Annotated in this window: 17 protein-coding genes; 16 read left to right on the top strand and 1 reads right to left on the bottom strand. The window is 54.7% G+C overall.

All coding sequences use genetic code 11. The annotated features are described in order from the left end of the window. Positions 1-4 precede the first annotated feature (4 nt). The 5 genes from HMPREF1249_RS06860 to HMPREF1249_RS06880 are packed head-to-tail and all read left to right on the top strand — an operon-like array spanning position 5 to position 10,038. Positions 5-1,630 carry a site-specific DNA-methyltransferase gene (locus HMPREF1249_RS06860; protein WP_021776047.1) on the top strand — a complete coding sequence of 542 codons (1,626 nt, stop codon included), beginning with the start codon at positions 5-7 and terminating at the stop codon, positions 1,628-1,630. Next, positions 1,631-4,288 carry a DEAD/DEAH box helicase gene (locus HMPREF1249_RS06865; protein ID WP_021776045.1) on the top strand — a complete coding sequence of 886 codons (2,658 nt, stop codon included), beginning with the start codon at positions 1,631-1,633 and terminating at the stop codon, positions 4,286-4,288. It abuts the gene before it with no gap. Beyond that, positions 4,288-7,620, top strand: a complete 3,333-nt coding sequence (drmA, locus tag HMPREF1249_RS06870) for a DISARM system helicase DrmA (protein ID WP_021776025.1) — start codon at positions 4,288-4,290, stop codon at positions 7,618-7,620. The genes HMPREF1249_RS06865 and drmA overlap by 1 nt, the downstream gene beginning before the upstream one ends. 1 nt (position 7,621) lies before the next feature. Beyond that, positions 7,622-9,415, top strand: a complete 1,794-nt coding sequence (gene drmB / locus HMPREF1249_RS06875; RefSeq protein WP_021776035.1) for a DUF1998 domain-containing protein — start codon at positions 7,622-7,624, stop codon at positions 9,413-9,415. Next, entirely contained in the window at positions 9,379-10,038 is a 660-nt protein-coding gene (locus tag HMPREF1249_RS06880) for a phospholipase D-like domain-containing protein (protein WP_021776046.1), read from the top strand. Before drmB ends, HMPREF1249_RS06880 begins: the two co-directional genes overlap by 37 nt. 776 nt (positions 10,039-10,814) lie before the next feature. On the opposite strand, the gene HMPREF1249_RS08245 is transcribed toward HMPREF1249_RS06880, so the two are convergent. Next, a complete protein-coding gene (locus HMPREF1249_RS08245; RefSeq protein ID WP_155887019.1) occupies positions 10,815-11,072 on the bottom strand; it encodes a relaxase/mobilization nuclease domain-containing protein in 258 nt (85 codons plus the stop codon). A gap of 135 nt (positions 11,073-11,207) precedes the next feature. Here HMPREF1249_RS08245 and HMPREF1249_RS06890 point away from each other — a divergent pair, with 135 nt between their 5' ends. The 11 genes from HMPREF1249_RS06890 (at position 11,208) to HMPREF1249_RS06935 (ending at position 23,556) form a co-directional block, all read left to right on the top strand. Continuing rightward, positions 11,208-11,768: a GNAT family N-acetyltransferase gene (locus tag HMPREF1249_RS06890; protein WP_021776029.1), complete on the top strand. Its 561-nt coding sequence runs from the start codon at positions 11,208-11,210 to the stop codon at positions 11,766-11,768. Positions 11,769-11,954: 186 nt separating this feature from the next. Continuing rightward, the gene (gene rpsD, locus HMPREF1249_RS06895; RefSeq protein WP_008521253.1) at positions 11,955-12,575 is read left to right on the top strand and encodes a 30S ribosomal protein S4; all 621 of its coding nucleotides are present in this window, start codon (positions 11,955-11,957) and stop codon (positions 12,573-12,575) included. Between the two features lie 156 nt (positions 12,576-12,731). Next, positions 12,732-13,481, top strand: a complete 750-nt coding sequence (gene larB, locus HMPREF1249_RS06900) for a nickel pincer cofactor biosynthesis protein LarB (RefSeq protein ID WP_008521251.1) — start codon at positions 12,732-12,734, stop codon at positions 13,479-13,481. Beyond that, positions 13,478-14,293, top strand: coding sequence for a hypothetical protein (locus tag HMPREF1249_RS06905; protein WP_021776041.1), 816 nt, complete (start codon positions 13,478-13,480; stop codon positions 14,291-14,293). The genes larB and HMPREF1249_RS06905 overlap by 4 nt, the downstream gene beginning before the upstream one ends. Before the next feature lie 24 nt (positions 14,294-14,317). Beyond that, positions 14,318-15,067 carry a 2,3-diphosphoglycerate-dependent phosphoglycerate mutase gene (gene gpmA / locus HMPREF1249_RS06910; RefSeq protein WP_008521248.1) on the top strand — a complete coding sequence of 250 codons (750 nt, stop codon included), beginning with the start codon at positions 14,318-14,320 and terminating at the stop codon, positions 15,065-15,067. Further along, positions 15,064-16,005 carry a lysophospholipid acyltransferase family protein gene (locus tag HMPREF1249_RS06915; RefSeq protein ID WP_021776053.1) on the top strand — a complete coding sequence of 314 codons (942 nt, stop codon included), beginning with the start codon at positions 15,064-15,066 and terminating at the stop codon, positions 16,003-16,005. The genes gpmA and HMPREF1249_RS06915 overlap by 4 nt, the downstream gene beginning before the upstream one ends. After that, positions 15,989-16,459 (top strand): endonuclease, encoded by a 471-nt coding sequence (locus HMPREF1249_RS07905; protein WP_008521245.1) that lies wholly within the window; start codon positions 15,989-15,991, stop codon positions 16,457-16,459. The genes HMPREF1249_RS06915 and HMPREF1249_RS07905 overlap by 17 nt, the downstream gene beginning before the upstream one ends. Before the next feature lie 5 nt (positions 16,460-16,464). Then, positions 16,465-17,838, top strand: a complete 1,374-nt coding sequence (locus tag HMPREF1249_RS06920; RefSeq protein WP_008521243.1) for a chloride channel protein — start codon at positions 16,465-16,467, stop codon at positions 17,836-17,838. Between the two features lie 118 nt (positions 17,839-17,956). Next, a complete protein-coding gene (locus tag HMPREF1249_RS06925) occupies positions 17,957-20,152 on the top strand; it encodes a patatin-like phospholipase family protein (protein WP_008521242.1) in 2,196 nt (731 codons plus the stop codon). 93 nt (positions 20,153-20,245) lie between these two features. After that, positions 20,246-21,682 carry a proline--tRNA ligase gene (proS, locus tag HMPREF1249_RS06930; RefSeq protein WP_008521241.1) on the top strand — a complete coding sequence of 479 codons (1,437 nt, stop codon included), beginning with the start codon at positions 20,246-20,248 and terminating at the stop codon, positions 21,680-21,682. 71 nt (positions 21,683-21,753) lie between these two features. Continuing rightward, positions 21,754-23,556 (top strand): DEAD/DEAH box helicase, encoded by a 1,803-nt coding sequence (locus HMPREF1249_RS06935; protein WP_008521240.1) that lies wholly within the window; start codon positions 21,754-21,756, stop codon positions 23,554-23,556. The last annotated feature ends 129 nt before the right edge of the window (positions 23,557-23,685 follow it).

The following is a 23,685-nucleotide window of genomic DNA, read 5'->3' on the forward strand; positions in this document are numbered from 1 at the left end:
AGTTATGCAGAAAAAAGGAAAACTTGAGCTGACTTGGGTTGGTAAATATGATGAGGAGAAGCCGATAGAACCGCGTATCCTCGTTGAAGACAAGGAGAAGTCTTACGGTGATCCGGACAGCGAAAACATGCTGATTCACGGCGATAACCTGATCGCGCTCCAAGCGCTGCAACAGGATTTTGCTGGAAGAATCAAGTGCATTTATATTGATCCGCCATTTAACACTGGAGCTGCTTTTGAACACTATGATGATAACCTTGAACATTCTATCTGGCTTGACCTAATGTCTCGGAGGTTTAAGTTACTAAGGAACTTGCTTCAGGAAGAAGGAGCACTTTTTGTGAATCTGGATGATTCAGAAGCGGCTTATGCTAAAGTGTTATTAGATGACATTTTTGGAAGAAACAATTATCTTAATCAAATCATAGTTGCCACAAATAAATCATTTGGCTTTAAGAGCACAAGTGAATCCATTTTTAAGCAGGCGAATCACCTGTTATTTTATGCTAAAAGCAAGGAAAAATTTAGCATAAATATGGACAAGATGTTTATAGAAAGAGACTATGATGAACAATATAAATGGGTTTTTGAAAACACAGAATTAGATGAACAAAAGTGGACATGGAGAAATATCAATGAAATCGTAGCAGAGAGAATGGGCTATAAAAATTCACGTCAAGCAAGAACCAATGCACCGGATATTTTTAAAAATGAGGTAGCAAGATATGCACTAGAAAATGCACAGAGAGTTTTTAGAACAGCATCCGTAACGGGTGGAGCGCTGCAAAAAAGAATCGAAACGATAAAAAAATCAAAAATGAATAAAAATGTTATTGTTAGGCATCCTAATGATGACATGGATTATATGTTTATTGGCGGTGAAAGAGTCATACCGTACTATCAGAGACTAAAAGAAATTGATGGAGTAATGCTCCCGGCCGATACGATTACTGACATATGGACTGATATATCAGTAGAGGGGTTAGCAAAAGAAGGTGGTGTAAATTTCCCCAAGGGAAAAAAGCCAGAAAAGCTTATTAAGCGATGCCTTGACCTATGTACAAAAGAGGGAGATATCGTTTTAGATTCCTTCCTAGGTTCAGGTACGACCTCAGCAGTCGCGCAAAAGATGAATCGCCGTTGGATTGGCATTGAAATGGGTAAGCAAGCATACACCCATTGCAAGGTTCGACTGGACAGAGTTATTGACGGCTCAGATCAGGGTGGTATTTCTAAATCGGTTGATTGGCATGGCGGCGGCGGTTACCACTTCTATGAGCTTGCTCCGAGCCTTCTTGTAAAAAATGACAAGCTGCCTGTTTACCAGATCAATCCGACCTACGCCTTCGAGATGCTGTGCGAAGCAATCTGCAAAATCGAAGGTTTCAAATATAAGCAGCAGGATGTCTTCTGCGGACATTCTTCCGAAAAACGGTTTATTCACGTGACTTTGGAGTTTGTGAATGCGGGTTATATACGTTCTCTGTCACAGCATCTTGATGAGGGACAGTCTCTCCTTTTGTACGCGACGAAAATTCAGTCGGACATGATGCTGCCTGACAACATCGAGGTGAAGAAGATCCCAAAGGATCTCCTTGACAAGTGCGACTTTGAAAGCGAGGTGCGGTAGATGTCAGGGGTTGTAAACAAAATAAAATACGCAATGAGCCTGAGGACACCGCAGGAGGAAGCTCTCTCTTATCTCGACGCCGTCAGCACCCATTGTGACTATAAGCACGACGACAAGGAAGCTATCGAGGCAGAGGCATCCGAATACAGCGAGAACAACAGAAAGGTCCGGACGAAGTTCGACTTCCCGTCCTTCTGTTTTGCTATGGCTACTGGTATCGGCAAGACACGGCTGATGGGAGCCTCCATCTATTATCTTTACAAGACAAAGGGATACAAGCATTTCTTCATCCTTGCTCCTGGAAACACCATCTATGATAAGCTTCGGAAGGAATCTAATCCTTCTCATCCGAAGTACATCTTCAAAGGGCTCGAGTCAGAAATGGGACGGCCGAGGGTCTGGGATGGCGAGAATTATGATCAGTATCCGGTGAAGTATGAACAAGGTTCTTTCTTTGTGGACCATACATCTGAAATTCAGCTGTTTATCTTCAACATAGGAAAGATCTTCAACAGCAAGACCGATACGCAGTTCAACTTCCATAAATTCAAGGAAACGCTCGGGGCTTCCTTTGCAGATGTCCTAGCACAGTTTGACGACCTTGTCATATGCATGGATGAGGCGCATCGCTATTATGCTCCGGCTTCCATGAAGGCAATCAATTACCTGAAACCAATTCTGGGACTGGAATTCACGGCTACTCCGAAGTTTTTGTCTAACGTCATCTATTCCTACGACGTGGCGCGAGGAGCTGCAGAAGGATATTTGAAAATACCGGTTGTCATGGGCAGATCCAACATCGCAGGGTACAGCCAAGATGATATTGAGGAGATGAAGATACGCGATGGACTCACCCTGCACGAGCATCGCAAGAGCGTCCTGCGGGAATACTGTGCCAGCGACGAACTGGATTATGTGAAACCAATCGTACTGATAGCCTGCAAGGACACAGACCATGCGAAGAAGATACGCGGTCTGATTGACAGCGACGCCTTCATGCAGGGGAAATACAAGGGCAAGGTCATCGAGATTCATTCCAAGCAGACCGGCGAGGAATCCGAGGAGAACATCAGCCTTCTTCTCTCCATCGAGAGCGCGGTAAATCCGATAGAGATAGTCCTGCACGTTTACAAGCTGAAGGAAGGCTGGGACGTGAACAACCTCTTCACCATTATTCCGCTGAACGCAGCAAAAAGTGACATCCTCGCCATGCAGACCATCGGGCGCGGGGTGCGTCTGCCGTTCGGCGAACAGACCGGTAACGAGGATCTGGACACGCTCGATATCGTGGCGCACGACAACTACCGGGAACTCGTAGACGAGATAAGAAACAGTGACATCTTCCGTTACCGTGATTTGGACAAGACCGGGGTCGAGGACTCGGAGTCCGTGGACGTCTCGAGCACCTTTGAGGAGGGACAACTCTCGTACATTGACGAGGCAATCACATCAGCTGGAGTCAAGTCATTCGAACAGATGCGTAACCCGCAGACACAGCACGAAATCTACCAGGCATACGTGAAGAATTTCATGGCTTCACAGCAGAAGAACAGGAAGTCTGATGATCTGAGTCAGCGGAGACTTTTTGACATAGCACCGGAGGCCATGCAGACAGTCGAAACTTATGCGCCGCAGAATCCCGGAACTGATAGTGTTCCGACGACACCTGAGACACAGAGCGGGAAACGCCCGATGACGCCGGAGGAGTTTACGAAAACGGTCGCGGAATACTCGGCGAGAGCCATATCCGTCCCCAAAATTCTCGTACAGACAACTTCGAAAGTGAAGTTTAATCGCTTCGAAGTGAAGCGAACCATACAGGACTTTGAAATTGCTACAGCAAAAATTGAGCGTTTCGACGCAATCAATCAGCACCTGCTGACAGTCGTGGACGCCCAAGCGCTCGAAGTTGATGACGCTAAGAATACTCTGGCATGCATGCTACTTGACTCTATCAGTGAGCTTTCCTACGATGATGCTGACTTTATCATCGATGTTGTGGAACAGTATCTCTGCCAGATTCCCGGCGATGAGGAGGAAAAGAAGAAAATCGTCCGTCGCTATGCAGGACTGATCGTGAATGATATTAAAAAACAGATTTACGGACACATGGACAGAAAGACGCAGGACGTTCATATTGTCCAGAAAGATCTCATCGTCTTCCGCAAGTTCGTGAAGAACGTGAAGAGAGACGGTCAGGTGCGGTACGACAAGCCGTTCACAGACAAGAGCAACATAAAGAAGTATCTGTTCACGGGATACAGAAAGTCGTACTATCCGGCGAACGCCTTTGACAGTGATACAGAGAGGCTGTTCTCCATCATTCTGGAAGAAGATCCGGATGTTATCCACTGGATCAAGCCACCGCTCAACCAGCTCGGCCTGTTCTGGAAGGCCGGCCAGCAGTATAATCCGGACTTTCTTGTTGAGACGACAACTGGAAAATACATGGTTGAGGTGAAAGCCCTAAACGAAGTGAACAATGAGGAGGTTGTCTCCAAAGCCCGCGAGGGCATCCGTTGGTGTAACTTTGCCTCGACAGCTGATTCGGATCACAAGACTTGGGAGTTCCGGCTGATATCCGATGACAACATTCATCTTGGAAACACTTGTAAATACACACTCGGAACAGCACATCTGATCAAGGAGGAGGACTAATGGCTGACAGACTCAAATATGCCGAAGTACGGCAGAAAATTATAGAGGCAATCAGAACTGACCTGATCGGTCCGCTTTCTTCGGAGGAAGAGCTGGACGAGAACCCGCGCTACGCCTACCTTGTCGGCATGCTCGAGCCGCAGCGCGACGAAAATGCGCCGGACGAGAACGAACGGGTAATTGAAGCAGATATCGACTATGAGAAGGTAGAAGACTTCACCGCCGGTGAGGATGACGACAACGAACCGATATCTACAACGAAATTCCAGATTCCGTCATCCATCGGCATCAGCTTTTATGTTGAGAGTAGTCTTGACGGCATCTGTTTGGATGTAACATGGGGCGACTATGCGAAATCAACCGAAAAGGTGATCGGCAAGGACGAAAAGGAACCCAACTGCACGGTCTATGAGAGAACTCCCAAAAAGGAAACCGTACATGTGAAGTTCAGCGACTTTGGACGCAATGAGGATTATCCGCTTGCGCAGGATTCGAACATACATATTCATGTGTCCCGCATTCCACTGAAAGATGGATATTCTCTTGTCACTGCCTATGTTGTGAACAAGCGAAGCAATCAGTCTGGTGACGTAGAAGGACTGATGTTCCAAGTCGGCCTCAAGGCACACGCTGAGGATGGTTCTGCCATATTTATTGCGGAGCATATTTGCAGGGACGTTCTTGCAACTGACGAGTTCTACTTCGAGCAGCGGCCGATCATGGGACGCGGCAGAGGCTGCGCTGCTGTATGGGGAAAGGCTGAAAACGGCAGGACTAATTATGTGGCGTCTGCGTTCATCCCGGAATATGAGTATCCCGGTGTAAGCGCCGCGCTCAAGGGGTTCTCTCCCACATATTTCTCCACGTGGCAGATGGCGGCAAAGGGTAAGAAATCAGAAACTATACAGAAGCTGAACACGCTCGCTGATTCATATGAGAAATGGATTGACGACACGCTGGTTGGCAGTTCCAGAATGAATGCCCCGGAGTTTGTTGAGAAGATCGGGAATACCGTAATCGACCACTGCCAAGATGCCCTGCGCAGAATCAGGGAAGGTATTCACATCATTGAGACGGACGACATCTCATTCGAGGCGTTCAGTTTCATGAACAGCGTGATTTTCATGCAGAACAGCATCAAGAACTACGCGAAGAAGCACGGCAAGGGCATTGAATGCAATTTCAAGGATTTTATCAATCCGGGAACCCCGGAGAATGAATTCGCTTGGAGACCGTTCCAGATTGCCTTTATCCTGATGAATCTGAAAGGAATCGTCCATCCGGAAGACCAAGAGCGTGAAATCGTCGACTTGCTCTACTTCCCAACCGGGGGTGGCAAAACGGAAGCTTATCTCGGACTTATGGCCTTCACCATCGCCAACAGACGACTTCGTGCTTCTGAATCTGACAAGTACAACCGTGACGGCGGTGTGACCATCATTCTTCGGTACACGCTTCGTCTTCTGACGACACAGCAGCGCGACCGTATCACGAAGATGGTTGTCGCTGCCGAATATATCAGGAGGAAGACATATCCCAAGTTCGGCACAGAGCCCATAAGCATAGGTTTCTGGGTCGGAGGAGGCGTTACCCCGAACAGGTTTGATGACCTGAAGGAAAAGCTGGACAACCCGAATGAGGCACGGAACCAGAGAAATCTTATATACAAGCAGCTTCTCACCTGTCCGCTCTGTGGCAAGCCGCTTACAAAGGACGAGTTCTGTATTGATCCGGACAAGAAGTCCGTGGAGATTTACTGCTCCGACGAACACTGCTGGTTTTATAAATGTCCGAAGTCCGGAAAACGTATCCCGATACCTGTCTACCTAGTGGACGAGGAAATCTACGCAAAGTGTCCGACCATCATCCTGTCGACGGTCGACAAGTTTGCAAGACTTCCTTGGGACGTGAATACGAATGCTCTTTTCGGTAGAGTTGACCGCCGGTGCAGCCGCGACGGATACATTGCCTTTGGTGCCGAACATCAGCAGCACAGGAAGACAGATAGTCTGCCTGCTGCACATATCACGCCAGTGAGGCCGTTCCTGCCGCCGGAGCTGATTATCCAAGATGAGCTCCATCTCATCACCGGGCCTCTTGGAACTGTCTATGGCGCGTATGAGACCATTATTGAGGACATGTGCACACATGACGGAATCAAGCCGAAGTATGTGGTCTCCACGGCAACAATCAAGAACGCAGACAATCAGGCGAAGTGCCTGTACGCCAGAAAGACAACGAAGCAGTTCCCGCCGAGCGGCTTTGAAATCGGCGACAGCTTCTTCATACGCGAGATTCCGGTTGATGAAGATCCGTTCAGAAAGTATGTCGGAATCTGTGCTCCAGGCCAGTCCGTGAAGACTGCACTTCTGAGAACCTATGCCATCATCCTGCAGGCGGTCGGCAATCTGTCCCGGCAGGATGAATGGAAGGACGTCATTGATCCGTACTACAGCCTGATCGGATACTTCAACAGTATCCGAGAACTCGGCGGTACTGTTCGACTTCTGCAGGACGATATTCCAAAGCGGATGTATGTGATTGAGAAAAAGTACAATTATCCAAATATGAGATATCTCAACTCCGGGAATAATGTTGAGATCACATCAAGAATGTCCTCTTGGCAGATACCTGAAAAGCTCAATCAGCTTGAACTGCCATATACATCGGGGAAGTGCTTGGATACAGCTATTGCCACGAACATGATTGCGGTCGGCATGGATATCGACCGCCTCGGACTCATGGTCGTGACAGGTCAGCCGAAGCAGAACTCCGAGTATATCCAAGCGACAAGCCGTATCGGACGTGCTCATCCCGGCCTCGTCGTGACGCTGTACAACGCGTACCGGCCACGTGACTTATCTCATTACGAGAACTTTACAGGCTATCACGCACAGCTCTACAGATTCGTGGAGGGAACAACGGCTACTCCGTTCTCCGCAAGGGCGCGCGATCGAGTTCTGCATGCACTTGTGATTTCAGCGATAAGACTTCTGTATCCTAAAATGGCTAACAATGAAAACGCTAGGGCAATAGCTTCTCTGCCGCAGGGACGGATTGACGAAGTGAAAGAAATGATTCTCGACCGGATAAAAATCGTCAAGCCTTCTGCAAAAGCTGACGCGAGCGAAGAGATTGACCAGTTCATCGGATGGTGGAAGTTGCAGGCATCGCAGGCCAAGTCTCTTCGTTATTACGTTGTGGGAACGGAAAAATATAGCAGGCTTATGAACGGATATGAGCAGCCTCATATTGAGAGTGAAAAGCCTACTTTGCGATCAATGCGTGATGTGGAGAGCACTGCAAATATGTACTATTACACGGAGGATTAATATGGCCGGATACAACAATAACAAACTTGGAGAACTGCGGCCAAACCAGATTATTACTACCTTCGGTCCAGGCTCGGTTGTAGATGCGGTCAAGGATTCTGTGACCATTCTCGATATCCCTTACTGGAAAGATAAAGGGATGAAGATTATAGATGGCAGACTTGCGTCCTACCTGAATGTTGATGCCTTCTATATACCGAGAACCACCTTTGCACATGATATACCGGTTGTTTTATTCCCGCGCTGGCATGTCTGCTCAAACCTCAAGTGCGGATTGCTTTTTGATGCAACGGAATCATTCAACCTAGAAGAGTATCTGAAACACGGTGTGACCTGCCCTGAATGTGGGAGAAAGGCATATCCAGCACGTTTCATTACAATCTGTGAGAATGGACACATGTCGGATTTTCCGTGGCGGTGGTGGATTCACCATGGAGAGGACGACTGCAATGGCAGCCTGAAGATGTATTCGACAGGAAACACGTCGACTCTGTCGGATATATGGGTGAAGTGCTCCTGTGGTGCCAAAAGGAGCATGAGCGGAGCCACGCAGGCGCAGAACTTTGAAGGACTCTCCTGCAGCGGCTTGCACCCGTTCAGACCGCACAGCGGATGCGAAACTTGCAAGAAGCCGGTCATCCCGTCACAGCGCGGCGCATCAAACGTTTATTTTGCCGTGACCAGAAGCGCCATATCTATTCCGCCGTGGATCAATCCCCTGTATAACTTGGTAGATGAACATCTTCGCGACATTGAGCAGGCCAAAAAGATGGCAGTCAGATTCGGAAAGACTGAAGATGACGGTCTCCAGCAGATCTATGAGGAATACTTTTCTGCTTATGCCCGTGAGGAATTCGATGAAGCCTATGAGCGGCGCATGAGCAACATCAAGGAATTCACAGAAATAAAGATGATGGAGTATCAAGCAATAACCCATCACAATGACCCGACTTATCAGTCCAACAAAAAGCACTTCAAGGCCGAGGAGGACGCTCTGCCGGAGTATTTCAAGCGCTACTTCAATCGGCTTATACGCATAACAAGACTGCGTGATGTGCGTGTGCTTCTGGGATTCACGCGGGTTGAAGCGCCTGATCCGGATGCGGATGAGGGTGAGCAGCCGAATGTCGTCTACCTGACGAAAGGTGGTGAGGAACGCTGGCTTCCTGCCGTGGAAGTCAACGGCGAAGGGATCTTCATCGAATTTAACAATCAGACACTTGAGGAATGGCTCAGCAACCCACAGGTGAAGAACATTTCTGAAAAGTATGCTGCCTCCTACAGAGAATACTGCGAGTCAAAGGGGTGGACGATCAAGACGGAGCGCAACGCCGTTTACGTTCTCATGCATACCTTCTCCCACCTCCTTATCAAGCAGATGGCCATGTCGTCGGGCTATTCCTCTTCGGCAATCAGGGAGAAAATTTACTTCGGAGACAAGATGGCGGGTATTCTGCTTTACACGGGAAGCTCGGACAAGGAAGGATCGCTCGGTGGCCTTGTGGAACTCGGCACCGCAGACCAGATGACGAACCTCATGCGAGACGCATTCCAAGAGGCACTTGTATGCACAAACGATCCTGAATGCATGAACAAGCTTCCTGCAGGAAAGAATTCAAACGGAGCAGCATGCCATTCCTGCTGTATGATTTCGGAAACCGCATGTGAAAATGGAAACCGTATGCTTGACCGTGGGCTCGTGGTTCCGCTTGCGAAGCGCGAGGAGACCTCGTATTTCAGAGAGCTGGTGAATGATCTGTGTCAGATGGAGATTTTAAAGGAGAAATACTGCTGAATACCATAAAGGCAGATTCTGCCAACGGTACCGGCAATGCAACAGATGCTTTGCGGAGAAAGTATCCCGGCTTGTCTGAGTCGGAATGTGAGGAAATTGCAGGGACGATCAAGGTCGCCATGACCATGGAGCCCACAGACAAGGTATCACTTGTCGTGACAGCACCTCCGTCATTCAGAATCGATGCAAAACCCACGATGACCGTTGTTCAGTCTATGATCGAGAGTGCGAAAAGGAACATCCTCATAACCGGCTACTCGCTTTCCTCATATTTTTCGGAACTGACGGACACTATCATCGACAAAAGCCAGAGAGGTGTGTTCGTCAAGTTCTTCATCAACAACATAGAGCAGCAGCCGGATGCAGACAAACTGCTCAGGTACAAGGGACGTTTTCTCAAACTGTACGACTATAGCAACGAGGACGACAAGATGGCTGCGTTGCATGCCAAGACTATCTCTGTGGATATGAAACAGACGCTGATAACATCGGCAAACCTGTCATATCACGGTCAAGAAGGCAATATTGAGCTTGGAACGCTTGTTGACTCGATTCGGATTGCTAAGCAAGTTGATGATATCTTTACTCATTTAATCTTCAAGAAAATTGTCAAGGAGATATAATTAGGTCTATTCTGATGTATGAAGAATAGACCTAATCATAGATCGGATGGTTCGAACATCCTACGGCGATTGGAGAAGTGCCAACTCGCCTGACCGCGCAATAAGCACTTTACAACGACAAGCATGAGTCCTAAAAATTCTATCGCACCAAGTTCCTTCCCATATGCTTCTCAAAGTTTTTCCTGATCTGATACAGCTCGTCCATACCAGCTTTTGATTGAGAATACTCTCGTATGTGGGTATTCTTTTTTCTTGCAACTCTTCAAACTCACCCAAGAGATCGGCACTGTTCGATGCTTTCGGATAGTGCTTCAAAATCGCTGTTGAAGCAACTTTGTAGAGGGCGATTTTCCGACGATATTCTTGCTCGAAGCGAGCGTCTTTCGGGTTCTCTCTGTAAGCCTTGCAATACTTCCGATACTGGTTCGCGGTACGCGCAAATGCTCCAACATTTCCGAAAGGTGATCCATTGCGTTGTTCTGCCACCTTGATCGCGTAAGCGAAGGTTCCATTCGGCCATGAGGTTCAGGTTGTGTTTTCTTGCCCGAATTTCGTAACCCTAGACGGCCTTGACCTTCGGATTTGTCTCAGTACTGATAGCTCGATCTATCTTCTTTTGCTTAAACGAAGGTTGGCTTTGGTAAGCTTCCGCGATGCGTTCTTTCAAACGTTCTCCGGTATAATCTTTTCCAATCGTTTTTCCTCCGGTGAACTTGGCTGGGGATTATCTTTCTTGCTTCCGTGAGGCAATGCGCTTGCCACGCTTGGATTGCTCACTAGGCCTTGGCCTCTTCTCTATGAACGTTTTTCTTGTAGGCCTCATATGCTTTATCAATGACAATCAGCCCATTTTCTTTGCAGAGCTTATCCGACTGATAGCGAATCTGATGGTGGTGTCTTCGGTTAGGCTCGTAGCACTTTCCCGTCTTCATGCTGACGTTGTTGAAGATTGGGATAAGATTTCGGTCGATGGGCGTGACAAGGACAAATTCATACGCGCCTTTAAGGACTCTTCGGCAAAGTTCTAGGCTGATTTACGCGCCTGCTCCGGTGTTATTCCGCGCCGATTTGGACGAGAGCGCCGTCGTGGCGCGCCTGATGAGCCTGTACCAAAAGTTGAGCGACGCAAAAGACCGAAAAGGAAAGACGACTAAAGGAAGGAAACGCGAATGAACGGCGAAAAAGTTTTAACTCTCTCCACCCCTCGGACGCTTCTTCGTCCGTGGCGCGAAAGCGACGCGCCGCGGCTGTACGAGTTGGCAAAAAGTCCCAACGTCGGCCCAGCGGCGGGCTGGCTCCCTCACAAAAGCGAAGCCGAAAGCCTGCAGGTCATAAGAACGGTTCTGCTGGGGTCCGGGACGTTCGCCGTCGTCTTAAAGGAGAATGAACAAGTCATCGGTGCGGCGAGCGTAACGGTCGCGGGGAATGATACCGGCTCGACGGACGAGGCGTCTTTGGGCTACTGGCTGGGCGAACCCTATTGGGGCCGTGGCATCATGCCCGAAGTTGTCCGCGCGCTACTCGAGTACGCGTTTATCACCTTGAAGCTGGAGCGCGTTTGGCTTTCGTATTTTGACGAGAACGACCGGTCCCGCCGGGTCGCCGAAAAGTGCGGTTTTACCGTCGATCACACGTTCGTCAAAACGTGGCCGATGGGAATAAAACACGAGACGGCCTGCGTGATGACGAAAGAAAACTATCTGTCCACCCGAGGGGCCCGGAAAGTTTGAGAGGCAGGCAAAACGGGGGAGACGCTAGCCGTCCGTCGGAGCAGGTTCTGCCGATGGAAAGGAACAAGAGACGATCTGTTGAGCAGTTTTTTCCGTTCAGATCTTGACACCGCCCCCGGCGTGGCTTAATCTTATTTAGCTGCTGGAAAACAACCGTCAAATATCTTTTGAAGGAGTTTCACACGAATGTCGAAGAACAACACCCGTAAGACCGCTCCAAAGGGCAAAATCGTCCGTCGCCTAGGCGCCAATATCTTTGGCAACCAGAAGTACGACAAGCTTCTGAGCCGCAAGGCGACCCCTCCCGGAGGACAGCCCCGCCGTCACGGCAAACAGTCCATTTACGGACTTCAGCTGCAGGAGAAGCAGAAGATTCGTTTCTCCTACGGCGTGAGCGAGCGTCAGCTTCACAAGGTCTACACGCTGGCCAAGAAGATGGAAGGCGTTACCGGCTCCAACATGCTGATTCTGCTTGAGTCCCGGCTTGACAACGTCGTCTATCGGCTTGGCTTCTGCACCACCCGTCCGCAGGCCCGTCAGCTGGTCTGCCACGGTCACTTTGCTGTGAACGGCCGCAAGGTCGATATCCCGAGCGCGCGGGTTTCTGCCGGCGACGTGATTTCCATTCGGGAGAACAGCAAGGACATGAAGGTTCTGAAGGAGAACCTCGAGGTCGCTTCGGCGGTGTCCCAGCCGGCGTGGCTTTCCCTCTCCGGTACGGAAGGAACGGTTCTTCGCCTTCCGGAGCGCAGCGAGATCGTGTGCCTTGCCGACGAGCAGGTCGTCGTCGAGTACTACGCCAAGTAACCTGTCCTTTTTGCACCGGCCTTCCGAGGCCGGTGCTTTTTTGTAACCGACGGGCGTTTTTAGCCGGCCTGCTCGGCATGGCGACAGGTCATTGAAAGAACGAGCGGTCCTGCCATATAATGGCAGCATCGTGGGATTGACGAAAGGGGGACGTCGGTGAACGAGCGGATTTTAAGCGAGCTGGTGGACGGTCTGCTTTCGGGCGCCGTGAGCCGGAACGACTTTATAGAACAGATGAAAACCGCCCCGGTGCGTGAGCTTGGCGACGTCAGGCTTGACGTTCACAGGTCGCTGCGGCGTGGGTTCGGCGAGATTATTTACAGCCAGTCCAAGAGCGACGAGCAGCTGCAGAAGATCGCGCAGGCCGTGAAGGACGGGGCTGAACCGTGTCTTTTTTCGCGTCTCTGCGAGCGCCAAGCGTCTCTCGTCCGGGCCGTTTGTCCCGATCTGGAGTACTGTCAGGAGGCCCGGTTGGGCGGCCTGCGTCGGCCCAAAGCCAGATACGGCGGCGTGACGGTGATTTCCGCCGGCTCAAGCGATGTGCCTGTTGCCGAGGAAGCGGCGATGACGGCCGAATACTTGGAGTGTCAGGTGACCCGGCTGTACGACGTGGGCGTGGCGGGGATTCACCGGCTTCTGTCCCACGCGTCAGTGCTTGCCGAGTCTCGGGCTATTGTTGTCGTGGCCGGCATGGAAGGCGCGCTGCCCAGCGTGGTCGCCGGGCTGTCGGGCTGTCCCGTCTGGGGCGTGCCGACGAGCGTCGGATACGGGGCCAACCTTGGCGGGCTGACGGCTCTGCTTTCGATGGTTAATTCGTGCGCCACCGGCCTTTCGGTCGTCAATATCGACAACGGGCTGGGCGCGGGCGTCTGCGCGGCGCTGTCGGTCAGGCAGGCGTCCCGTTGAGGCGCGGCAGCTGGGACCTAGTGGACGAGTTTTTCCCCGCTGGGTTCAAGGAGCGGTTTTCTTCGCTCAAGCGGGCGGTCGTGTCGCTTTCCGGCGGGGTAGACAGCTCCTGCGTTCTGGCTTTGCTGGCCGGGCTGATGCCGGAAGGCTCGCTCTGGGCGGTTAATTTCAGGTCGTTTTTTCACTTCCCCGACGAGCAGGAGCGGTGCGTCAAGATGTGTTCCGATTTCGGCGTGCCGCTGTTGTCACTGCCCGGGCCGGAGCTGACGAGCGACGAAGTGAGGCAAAACGTGCCACGGCGGTGTGCTCTCTGCAAGTCCCTGCGGCTGGAGCGGCTTCAGGCTGAGGCTCAGGAGCTCGGCGCGGTGATCGTCGACGGGACAAACGCCGACGACCTGAAGGATAAAACGCGGCTGGGCAACGAAGCCCTAGCTCGCTGCACGAACCTGTTCAGCCCTCTGGCGGAAGGCGGGCTGACGAAAGCCCGAGTGCGCGAGCTGTCCCGTCGGCTTGAAATTCCGTGGGCCGATGAGCCGGCAACCGCCTGTTTGGCCACTCGTTTTCCCCGGGAAACGGCGCTTGATTCGGCGGAGTGCCGCCGGGCAGGCAAGGCTGAGCGGGCTTTGGCCGCTCAGGGAATACGTGCCCGGCTGAGGGCGTACCGTTCCACCGTCTGTGTGGAGCTGTATCCGCCGATCGACTGGGGACATTTTCGGCCTGATGTCATTCTAAAAACGCTCCGGGCGGCGGGGTACACTCGGGTAACCGTCGATCTGGAGGGGTACCAGACCGGCCGCGGCTGGCTTGACTAATATTTGGGAAGGGCGGGAAGTTGGATGACGTACAAAATCGTCTTTCTGCGGCACGGGCAGAGCGCTTGGAATCTTGAGAACCGCTTTACCGGCTGGACGGACGTGGGACTGACGGAGCAGGGCGAGGCGGAAGCTCGCCAGGCCGGCGACCTGATGAAGGCCGAGGGGCTGAACTTTGACGAGGCGCACACGTCGCTTCTCAGCCGGGCGATCAAAACCCTCTGGCTGGCGCTGGAAAACATGACCCTGATGTGGCTGCCGGTCTTTAAAACATGGCGGCTGAACGAGCGGCACTACGGCGCTCTGCAGGGGTACAACAAGGCTGAAATGGCCGCTCAGGTGGGCGAGGCGCAGGTCAAGTTGTGGCGGAGAAGTTACGACGTCCCGCCTCCGGCGCTGGAGGACGGCGACAGCCGTCTGCCGGGAAGCGACCGCCGGTACGCCTCGCTGTCCCCCGAGGAGCTGCCGAGAACCGAGTGCCTAAAGGACACAGTGGCCCGCGTCCTGCCGTACTGGAACGACGTTCTCGTCCCGGCGGTTCGGGCGGGCAAAAGCCTGTTGGTCGTCGCTCACGGCAACAGCCTTCGGGCGCTCGTTAAACACCTTGACGGGATCAGTGATCAGGACATTATTTCGCTCAACATTCCGACGGGCGTTCCGCTCGTTTACGAGCTTGACAGCTCGATGCGCCCGATTTCCCACAGATACTTAGGCGACCCGGAGCAGGTAGCAGCCGCCGCGGCCGCTGTGGCGAACCAGGGCAAAGCCCGATGAGCGATACCCTAAAAGAGAGTGCTGAAAAACGCCGCCGACAGAGGCAGCTGAACGTTCAGTGGGCGGCGCTTCAAACGGTCCGTTGGATTGTGACGCGGCTCCCGCAGGGCGTCGCCGTCGCGTTGGGCGCGTTTTGCGGGCGGCTGGCTAGGCTTGTCTGCAAAAGGCGGGTCGACGACGCAGAGGTGCGGTGCGTCTCCGTTTTGGGCGTCGGGCCGACGATCGCCCGCCGAATCGTGAAACGCTCTTATGCCAACATGGGACGGGCGGCCGTCGAAATGCTGCGCCTGCCGTGGTTGGTAAAACGGATAACCCGTTATGCCGACTTTTGGGGCATCGACAACGTTCGGCGCACGCTGTCCGACGGCAAGGGCGCGATTCTTCTTTTGGGCCATTTGGACAATTGGGAGATCGTCAACGCGGGCCTCGCGCCGCATTTCCCCCTCTGGGCTATTGGGGCAGATCAGCGGGATCCGCGGGTCAATGAGCTGATAGCCGAGCTTCGAGAAAGCACCGGCATGACGAATATCTCAAAAGGCCGAGGGCTTCGCGGTGCCGTGAGCGCCTTAAAAAGAGGGGTTCTTTTAGGAGCTTTGCTGGATCAGGACGCCAAGGAGAAGGGAATAAGACTGCCGTTTTTGGGCATTGAAGCCAGCACGCCCACCGGTGCGGTGCGGCTAGCTGACCGGTTTGGTTCTCCGATTTTGCCGGTTCAGGTCGTGCGCGTCTCATCGACAAAACATCGGGTGATCATATACCCGCCGGTGAAGGGCAGCGGCGGCGAGCCGGGAACGGCTGACATTGCCGCCGTGACCCGGCGGTGCAACGACATTATTTCAGGCTGGATCCTCGCTCACCCGGATCAATGGCTGCTGTGGCCGTATCCGAGGTGGGGACGGCCGGAGCCGGAGCAGTGGCGTCATGCTCTTAGCCGTTGACCCCGGGCGGGATAAAGTCGGTTGGGCGGCTGGAACGGACCGGGGCGAGCTGATCGGCTCAGGGATTTTGTTGGGAAAATCCGCGCCGGCTGGGCTTAAAGCGCTCTTGGCCGGCGGGCCCCGGCCAGCTGATTGCACTGTTAACGAAGGGAGCTGGCCGGCAGAGCGGCCGCGGGCCGTCCTCCTTGGGAACGGCACCTGGTCGGACAAGTTCCGGGAGCTGCTGCTGGGCCTTGGCGCCTCTCCTGTTTTGGTGGACGAGAAAAACACCACCCTGCAGGCTCGAAGCCTGTACTGGGGTATTCACCCGCCGCGGTCTTGGCGGCGTCTTATCCCGCTATCGCTCCAAACGCCGCCGAGGCCGCTGGACGACTTGGCGGCGCTGTGCATACTGCGCCGGTACCTACAATCGGGATCTGAACAGAGCGTCCAATCATCTTGCGAAGGAGACTAAAAAGGATGGCAGAGCGGAGAGTGCGGCTGGGCGGCGAGCTGGCCGTCATGACGTATGCGTTCGTCAAGTGGGTTGTCTTGGCTGTGTTGGCCGGCGTTTTTGTCGGAGCTGGTTCGAGCGGTTTTGTCTGGATGCTTCGGGGCGGCGAGTGGATAAGCGAGCTTATCCCTCAGACGCCGCGGCTGCTGCTTCTGTTCGTCGGCTTTTCGGTCAGCACGTACTTGATTCAGAAGTACGCGCCTGACGCGAAGGGCCACGGCACCGAAAAAGTCATTGAGGCGATTCACGAGAAAAACGCCGTCATTGACGTCAAAGTCATTCCGGTCAAGCTGGCGGCCACAGTTGTCACCCTGTCGTGCGGCGGAAGTGCTGGCAAGGAAGGTCCGGCCGCCCAAATTGGCGCCGGTATCATGTCGGTCTTTGCCCAAAAGTTCAAGTTTTCGGAGTACGACCGAAAGCGGCTCGTCGTCTGCGGCGTTTCTGCCGGCTTTGCGGCCATCTTCGGCACGCCTGTCGCCGGGGCCGTCTTCGGTATCGAGGTCCTCTTCGTCGGGCAGATGTTCTACGACGTTCTGTTCCCGTCGTTCATCAGCGGCATGGTGTCCTGGCTCGTCTCGGGCTGGCTGGGAATTGTCCACCCCTCATACGTCATCACCAGCGTTGAGGCGGTCACGCCCGGACTCATCGGCTGCGTCATTTTGGCTGGCTGGTTCTTCGGCCTTGTCGCCCTGCTTAACGTCGAGATTATGGGGGCTATCGAGCGGGCTTTCTCGAAGGTTCAGGCGGAGCCGATTGTGAAAGCCCTTGTCGGTGCGCTGTTGGTCGCCCTACTGGCTCTGATCGTTGGGAACGAGTACTTGGGGCTTGGCACGGTCACCCTCGACTCGTTTGTGGCCGGAACGGCAGCGCTGCCCAAGTCGGCATTCTTCTGGAAAATGGTCTTCACGGCCATCACGTTGGGCTGCGGGGGCTCCGGCGGTGTCGTCACGCCGATCTTTTTCATCGGCGCCTCCGCCGGCGCGGCGTTCGCCTCGACGCTGGGGCTTGATGTGCCGCTTTTTGCCGGGCTGGGGCTTGTAGCTACGCTGGCCGGCTGTGCCAACACGCCGATAGCTGCGACCTTCCTCGGCATTGAACTGTTTGGCGCCGCCATGGGCCCCTTGGCTGCTCTCGCGTCGGTTGCCGCGTTCCTGACCGTCGGACACCGGGGAATTTACCCAAGTCAGCGCCTTGCCAGGTCCAAATCGCCGCTGATTGAGCTGTCCGGTGACGCTGAACGGGTCGATTCGCCTATTGGTATCTTCGCGGCGGATCGGTCGCCCGTCATCATGAAAATCGCCTCGTTTTTCAAGTCCCGTTCCAACGGCGGGAAAAACTAGCGCAGAAGGCGCCCTTTTGGCTGAGCCAAAGGGCGCCTTTTTTCGCCGAAAGAGCGGCGGTTTGTGTTAGAATCTAAAGTTGTCTGCACTAGGCTATCTCAGGTATGGAGGTCCCGCAATGGGCAAAAGCTTACGGCACTTCGTCAGTACGCTGTGCGCGCTTCTGACTCTGACTTTGACGGGAACGGTTCCGGCAATCGGAGCCGAACAGACTGACCCGCCCGTGACGGTTGTGTTGGCTCTGTCCGGCGGGGGGATAAAAGGGTACGCTCATGTGGGCGTGCTCAAGGTACTTGAGCAGAACAACATCCATGTTGCCGGCATTGTGGGAACGAGCATGGGCTCCATCATCGGCGGGCTGTACGCGTCAGGCTACTCGGCCGATCTTCTTGCTCACTTGATCGAAACTTCCAACCTGACCCAGCTTCTCGTCAACACCAAAGATAAAGCGTACGGCCGCAGCGGCATGCTCGCCTCCGGCCAAGGGGTCATCCGGCCGGAAATTCACTACGACAAGAACTGGAAAGTCGTCGGCCCGATGGGAATCTTTTCCGGCGGCCAGCTGGTCGAGTTCCTCGCCCGCAAGACCGACCACGTCGCCAAGACGGACTTTAACAAGCTGCCAATCCCGTTCGCCGCTGTGGCAACCGACCTGTCAACCGGTGAAAAGGTCGTCCTGCGTCACGGCAGCCTGTCATCGGCCATGCGCGCGTCCAGCTCCCTGCCCGGCGTCTTCGACCCGTGGCGGCTGGAAGGCCGGTGGCTCGTCGACGGCGGACTCGTGTCCAACATGCCGGTTGAGACGGCGCGGGAACTGTTCCCCGGCTATCCTGTGGTCGCGGTTGACCTGACGAGCAGACTGGAACCTGATTCAAGCCTCGGCAGCGTGTTTGACGTCATTTCCCAGACGATTACCATACTGACCCACCAGAACGTCGAGGCAGAAGCAAAACTTGCCGATGTCCTGATTCACCCGGACGTCAAAGAATATCCCGTCCTTGGCAAGACCGACGTGAGGGAGATATTCGCCCGCGGCGAGGAAGCCGCCCGAGCGGCTATCCCGGAACTGCTTCGCCTGCCGCGTCGGACCCCGCCGGAAAGAGAGATTCAGCAGTACGCTCAAAACCCGATCGTGACCGAAGTCCGGCTCACCGGCCTTGAGCCGCAGGTCGCCAAGGTCTTTCAGGACAGCTACACCCGTCGGTGGAAGGGCAAGCCGCTCAACAAGGAAGCCGTGGTCGAGACGGTTGACACCCTGCTCAAGCGCCGGGACATTCGGTCCGTTGACTATAATTTCTCTGTCGACGAAGAAGGGGGGCATGCTGTCGTCGATCTGGCCGTCAACCGCTATCCGGCCCACCGGGTCGCGCTGAGCGGCAACGCCAGCACTCTTGCCGGGCGCGGCTGGCTCACGGTCACATCCGAAAACTCCGACGTTTTCTTGGCTGGCGACCAACTGGAACTGAGGGCCTACTTAGCCGACAACTTCGGCCTGTACGCCGACTACTCTGTGGCCGATCCGAGCGAAAGCCCTTGGGAATACAGGCTTTGGGCCTCGCGGTACACGATTAAGCCCCGGATCATTCCCGACGCCGAAAATCTGGGCGACTTCCAGCGCTGGTGGCGCTACGGCGGCGCAGTGCTCAGACGGTTTGACATCGACGACGAAAACGTGCGCTTTGAGGCCGGCGTCAAAGTCGACTCGTTCAAGCGGGAAGGGCTTCAGCTTGGGCATGCCAGCAGAGATAACGGAGTGCACGACGCCTATTTCGTCCCGTTCCTCGATTTTCGCTGGAACTGGCAGAATCGAAAGGACGACCCAACGTTCGGCCTGTCGTTTGACCTTGGGTTGGACGCCCCGCTGAGCATCGACGCCCTGCTCGTTCGGGCGGCCCTGCACGGCACGGTCCAATTGACAAAGTCGAGCAAACTGGAACTGACCGGCGGGTACGTCCACGGTGCCATGAACGAGTCACCGCTCTACGCGGCCTACCTGGGCGCGGGGGACGAGCTGCTCAGCCTCAGCAGTCATCCTATCGCCGCGCAGTCATTCCTCTGGGGCCGGGCTGCTCTTGTGCACTCGATGCACGAGACGTTCTTCGGCGACCTAGACTTGGAGCTGTTCGGCACGTGGGCCGACGCGAGGGACACCGGCGGAAAACTCATCGCCCGCCCGTGGGAACTTGGCGTTGCCCTGTCCGCGCCCCGTCAAATCCTGAACGCCAGACTGTACGCCCTGTACAGCAGCGAAGATCAGTGGAAATTCGGCATCAGCTTCGGACTGTTTAACTCCGAGCCGTTCATGCCGTTCTAGCGTCAACACAAGCCGGCGGGCCGGCCGTTTCGGCGGCAAAGCCCCGCCCCGTTAAATTACACGTATTAAATTACACGTAAAGGAAGGTTGATTATGGCTCGCAACATCACACCTCGGGAACAGGACTACTCCCAGTGGTATCTGGACATCATCAAAGTAGCCGAACTGGCCGACTACGCGCCGGTTCGCGGCTGCATGGTCATTCGTCCCACCGGATACGCCCTGTGGGAAGAGATACAGCAGAAGTTCGACGCGGCGTTCAAGGAAACCGGCCACACGAACGCCTACTTCCCGGTTCTTATTCCCGCCTCGTTCCTCACCAAAGAGGCCGAACACGTCGAAGGTTTCGCCCCTGAATGTGCAGTCGTCACCGAGGCCGGCGGCGAAAAGCTCGAAGAGCCGCTCATCGTTCGTCCCACCTCTGAAACGGTCATCGGCTACATGTACAGCAAGTGGATACAGTCATGGCGCGACCTGCCGCTGCTCATCAACCAGTGGGCCAACGTCATGCGCTGGGAAAAGCGCCCGCGCCTGTTTTTGAGGACGTCAGAATTTCTCTGGCAGGAAGGCCACACCGCTCACGCCACATCGGAAGAAGCCGTTCAAGAAACCGAGAGAATGCTCGAAGTATACCGGCGAATCATGACCGACGACCTCGCCCTGCCGGTTGTCGAAGGAGTCAAGTCCGCCGGCGAGCGGTTCCCCGGCGCTCTCGAAACCTACACTTGTGAGACCATGGTCAGCGACACAAAAGCCGTGCAGGCCGGAACGAGCCACTTCCTTGGACAGAACTTCTCCAAAGCCTTCAACATCCAGTTCCAAGCGCAAGACGAAACCATGCAGTACGCCTGGACGACCAGCTGGGGCGTATCCACCCGGCTCATCGGCGCAGTCATCATGACCCACTCGGACGCCGACGGACTCATCATTCCGCCTCACGTCGCGCCGGTCAAAGCCGTGGTCATCCCCATCTCGAAAGACGAGGCAAAATCGAAAGAGCTGGCGGGAAAAGCCGCCGAACTGGCCCAGAGCCTGAACAAAGTCCTCGGCGGCCGGTTCGTCAAAGTGGACGAACAGTTCTACATGCGGCCAAGCGACCGGTTCTTCTACCACCTCCAAAAAGGCGTCCCACTTCGGATTGAGCTGGGCGAAAAAGACGACGCCGCCGGCACGGTCCGGCTCGTCCGCCGCGACACCGGCGAAAAGCTCGACGCCGCGCAGGGCGAACTGACGACAGTCGTCCCTCAGCTGCTCGAAGAAATTCAGCACAACCTGTACAACCGGGCGGCAGCCTTCCGGGACGCCCATACGAAAACCGTCTCAACCTACGACGAACTTAAACAGCAGGTCACGACGGGCGGCTGGGCAAAAGCCTTCTTTGCCGGGACCGTCGCCGACGAAAAGGCCATCAAAGAGGACACCGGCGCCACGATCCGCTGCTATCCGCTGGCCGATGCCGGCCTGCGGGGAAAGTGCGTCTACACCGGACAGGAAAACGGGCGGATGGCCATATTCTCCCGGTCGTACTAAAACAAAAAGGTACGCCGTCCCGCATTCAACACAGATTGAACGCGGGACGGCGTATTTGTTTGAGGTGACACATGGAAATCACTGAAAAAGAAAACAACAAAGAGTTCTACCCGTGGCAGCTTGACGCGTGGCGAGCCTTGGACGGCAAAAGCGGTGTCCTCTCGTCGCCCACCGGGTCCGGGAAAACTCGCGTCGCCTACCTGTGGGCCGGCCTCATGGACGGAACAGGCGGCGTCCACCAGCCGCCGGCCGGCTCGCGCGTCGTCTTCACCGCGCCGATCAAAGCCCTCAGCAACGAACGGTATCTTGAACTGACCGACCTCGGCTTTGACGTCGGCATTGAAACGGGAGACTTCAAAAAGAACGCCGGAGCCACAGTCATATGCTGCACCCAAGAGATATACGCCCTCAAGTACGCCGGCCTTCCCGACCAAAAGCTGATCATCGACGAGTTTCACTACATCTTTGACGAAAGCGAGCGCAGCCGCGCCTACATCGACGGCATACGGCACACCCACCCGGACGTCCCTATCCTCGTCATGTCGGCCACCTTCGGCAAGCCGGAGACGATCGTCTCGTACTTAGAGCGTACCGCTGACCGTCCCTTCGCCCTCTACGTCAACAGCTGGCGGGCCACCGAGCTCACGTGGCTTGACTACGGCGTCAGCCCGAGAGAAATACACGACGCCCTTGTCTTCGTCTTCTCCATGCGTGGCACAGGACAAATAGCCGACCTCATCGCCGACTCTCGGCTTGACTTCGACCCGCGCCGAAAAGCCCGGCTGCGCGACCTCGCGTGGATCCTCGACGTTCCCACCATCAGACGGTGCATGTACAAAGGCGTCGGCGTGTATCACGGCTCGCTGCTCCCAAAAGAAAAACTTCTCGTCGAACGAGCGTATCGGGAACGGATCCTCGACGTCGTCGTTGGCACCGACGCCCTCGCGCTCGGCGTCAACCTCCCGGCAGAAACTGTCGTCTTCGGCCAACTCGTCAAGTACCACGACCGCCGGCCACTCACCAAAACGGCGTTCCTTCAAATGTCCGGCCGCGCCGGCCGCAAAGGCCTGTTTGAACAGGGCTACGTCACGTGGCTCGACGACTCGCCGGCCGAATCGCGCGGCGTTCGGACAGGAGAAATCTTCCGCGCGCTCTGCAACCTGCCGGTCGAAACCCCGCAGGTCATCCTTCAGCCCAACTACGGCGCGATACTCAAACGGCGGAGCACCCCGAGCAACGAAGCCGAAATCGTAGCCCAAGGCTCACTGCCTCAGATGAGGTATGAGGCGGTCCTGCAGACCATACGGGCCACGCTCCAAACAATAGACGAAGAAGCCCTCATACGATCGCCCGAAAACCCGGCAGCCTTCAAAGGACTGCTCGCCGACATCTGGTACAGCGAAATGGACGCCGTCCAGAACCTCGCCATGGCGGAACTCTTCCTCAAAGGAACCGGCGATCAGAGCTCCGGCTACCGGCACCCAAACGGACTTGCCGCCGCGGAAGTCCTTCTGCCGCAGGAGCGGAACATGCTGCAGGCCCTTCTACGGGTCAAACGGTTCAACAACTCCCTGCCTGACCAGTACAAGCTCAACGGCATGGACGCGGTAGAAGACGCCATCGTCTCCATAGACCCCACAGTCTTCGGCTTTGAAGACAAAATTGCCGAAATGAACGAAACGGAAACTGAGCTGCCGCAAGTCGCCGTCAGGCTCACGAAGACCGTTCGGCCTAAAAAAACGTCCCGCCGCCGGCGAAAAGCAGCGCCGGAGGCCAACCGCGCTCCGGGAGAAGAAAAAGTCGAAAAGAAATCGAAAAAGAGAAGACCAAAACGCCGACAGAACAGGAAAAAGAAGCCAACCGGGGGACGCTAACCGAGCAGCCGCAAGGGTTTGAAAGCAGTCTGGAAGAAAAGAAAAAGATCTGAAAAGAAAGTGCTTGACAGAAAAGACGGCTGATGATATTCTGTTCAGGCACTCGAGAGACAATAGGTCTTTCGGGAA

This window comes from Jonquetella sp. BV3C21 (genome assembly GCF_000468895.1).
Lineage (GTDB): Bacteria > Synergistota > Synergistia > Synergistales > Dethiosulfovibrionaceae > Jonquetella > Jonquetella anthropi.

Bases quoted from the DNA above. Each gene is read 5' to 3' on its own strand.
- HMPREF1249_RS06860 (WP_021776047.1), top strand. From the start codon at position 5: ATGCAGAAAAAAGGAAAACTTGAGCTGACTTGGGTTGGTAAATATGAT.
- HMPREF1249_RS06865 (WP_021776045.1), top strand. From the start codon at position 1,631: ATGTCAGGGGTTGTAAACAAAATAAAATACGCAATGAGCCTGAGGACA.
- drmA (WP_021776025.1), top strand. From the start codon at position 4,288: ATGGCTGACAGACTCAAATATGCCGAAGTACGGCAGAAAATTATAGAG.
- drmB (WP_021776035.1), top strand. From the start codon at position 7,622: ATGGCCGGATACAACAATAACAAACTTGGAGAACTGCGGCCAAACCAG.
- HMPREF1249_RS06890 (WP_021776029.1), top strand. From the start codon at position 11,208: ATGAACGGCGAAAAAGTTTTAACTCTCTCCACCCCTCGGACGCTTCTT.
- rpsD (WP_008521253.1), top strand. From the start codon at position 11,955: ATGTCGAAGAACAACACCCGTAAGACCGCTCCAAAGGGCAAAATCGTC.
- gpmA (WP_008521248.1), top strand. From the start codon at position 14,318: ATGACGTACAAAATCGTCTTTCTGCGGCACGGGCAGAGCGCTTGGAAT.
- HMPREF1249_RS06915 (WP_021776053.1), top strand. From the start codon at position 15,064: ATGAGCGATACCCTAAAAGAGAGTGCTGAAAAACGCCGCCGACAGAGG.
- HMPREF1249_RS07905 (WP_008521245.1), top strand. From the start codon at position 15,989: ATGCTCTTAGCCGTTGACCCCGGGCGGGATAAAGTCGGTTGGGCGGCT.
- HMPREF1249_RS06920 (WP_008521243.1), top strand. From the start codon at position 16,465: ATGGCAGAGCGGAGAGTGCGGCTGGGCGGCGAGCTGGCCGTCATGACG.
- HMPREF1249_RS06925 (WP_008521242.1), top strand. From the start codon at position 17,957: ATGGGCAAAAGCTTACGGCACTTCGTCAGTACGCTGTGCGCGCTTCTG.
- proS (WP_008521241.1), top strand. From the start codon at position 20,246: ATGGCTCGCAACATCACACCTCGGGAACAGGACTACTCCCAGTGGTAT.
- HMPREF1249_RS06935 (WP_008521240.1), top strand. From the start codon at position 21,754: ATGGAAATCACTGAAAAAGAAAACAACAAAGAGTTCTACCCGTGGCAG.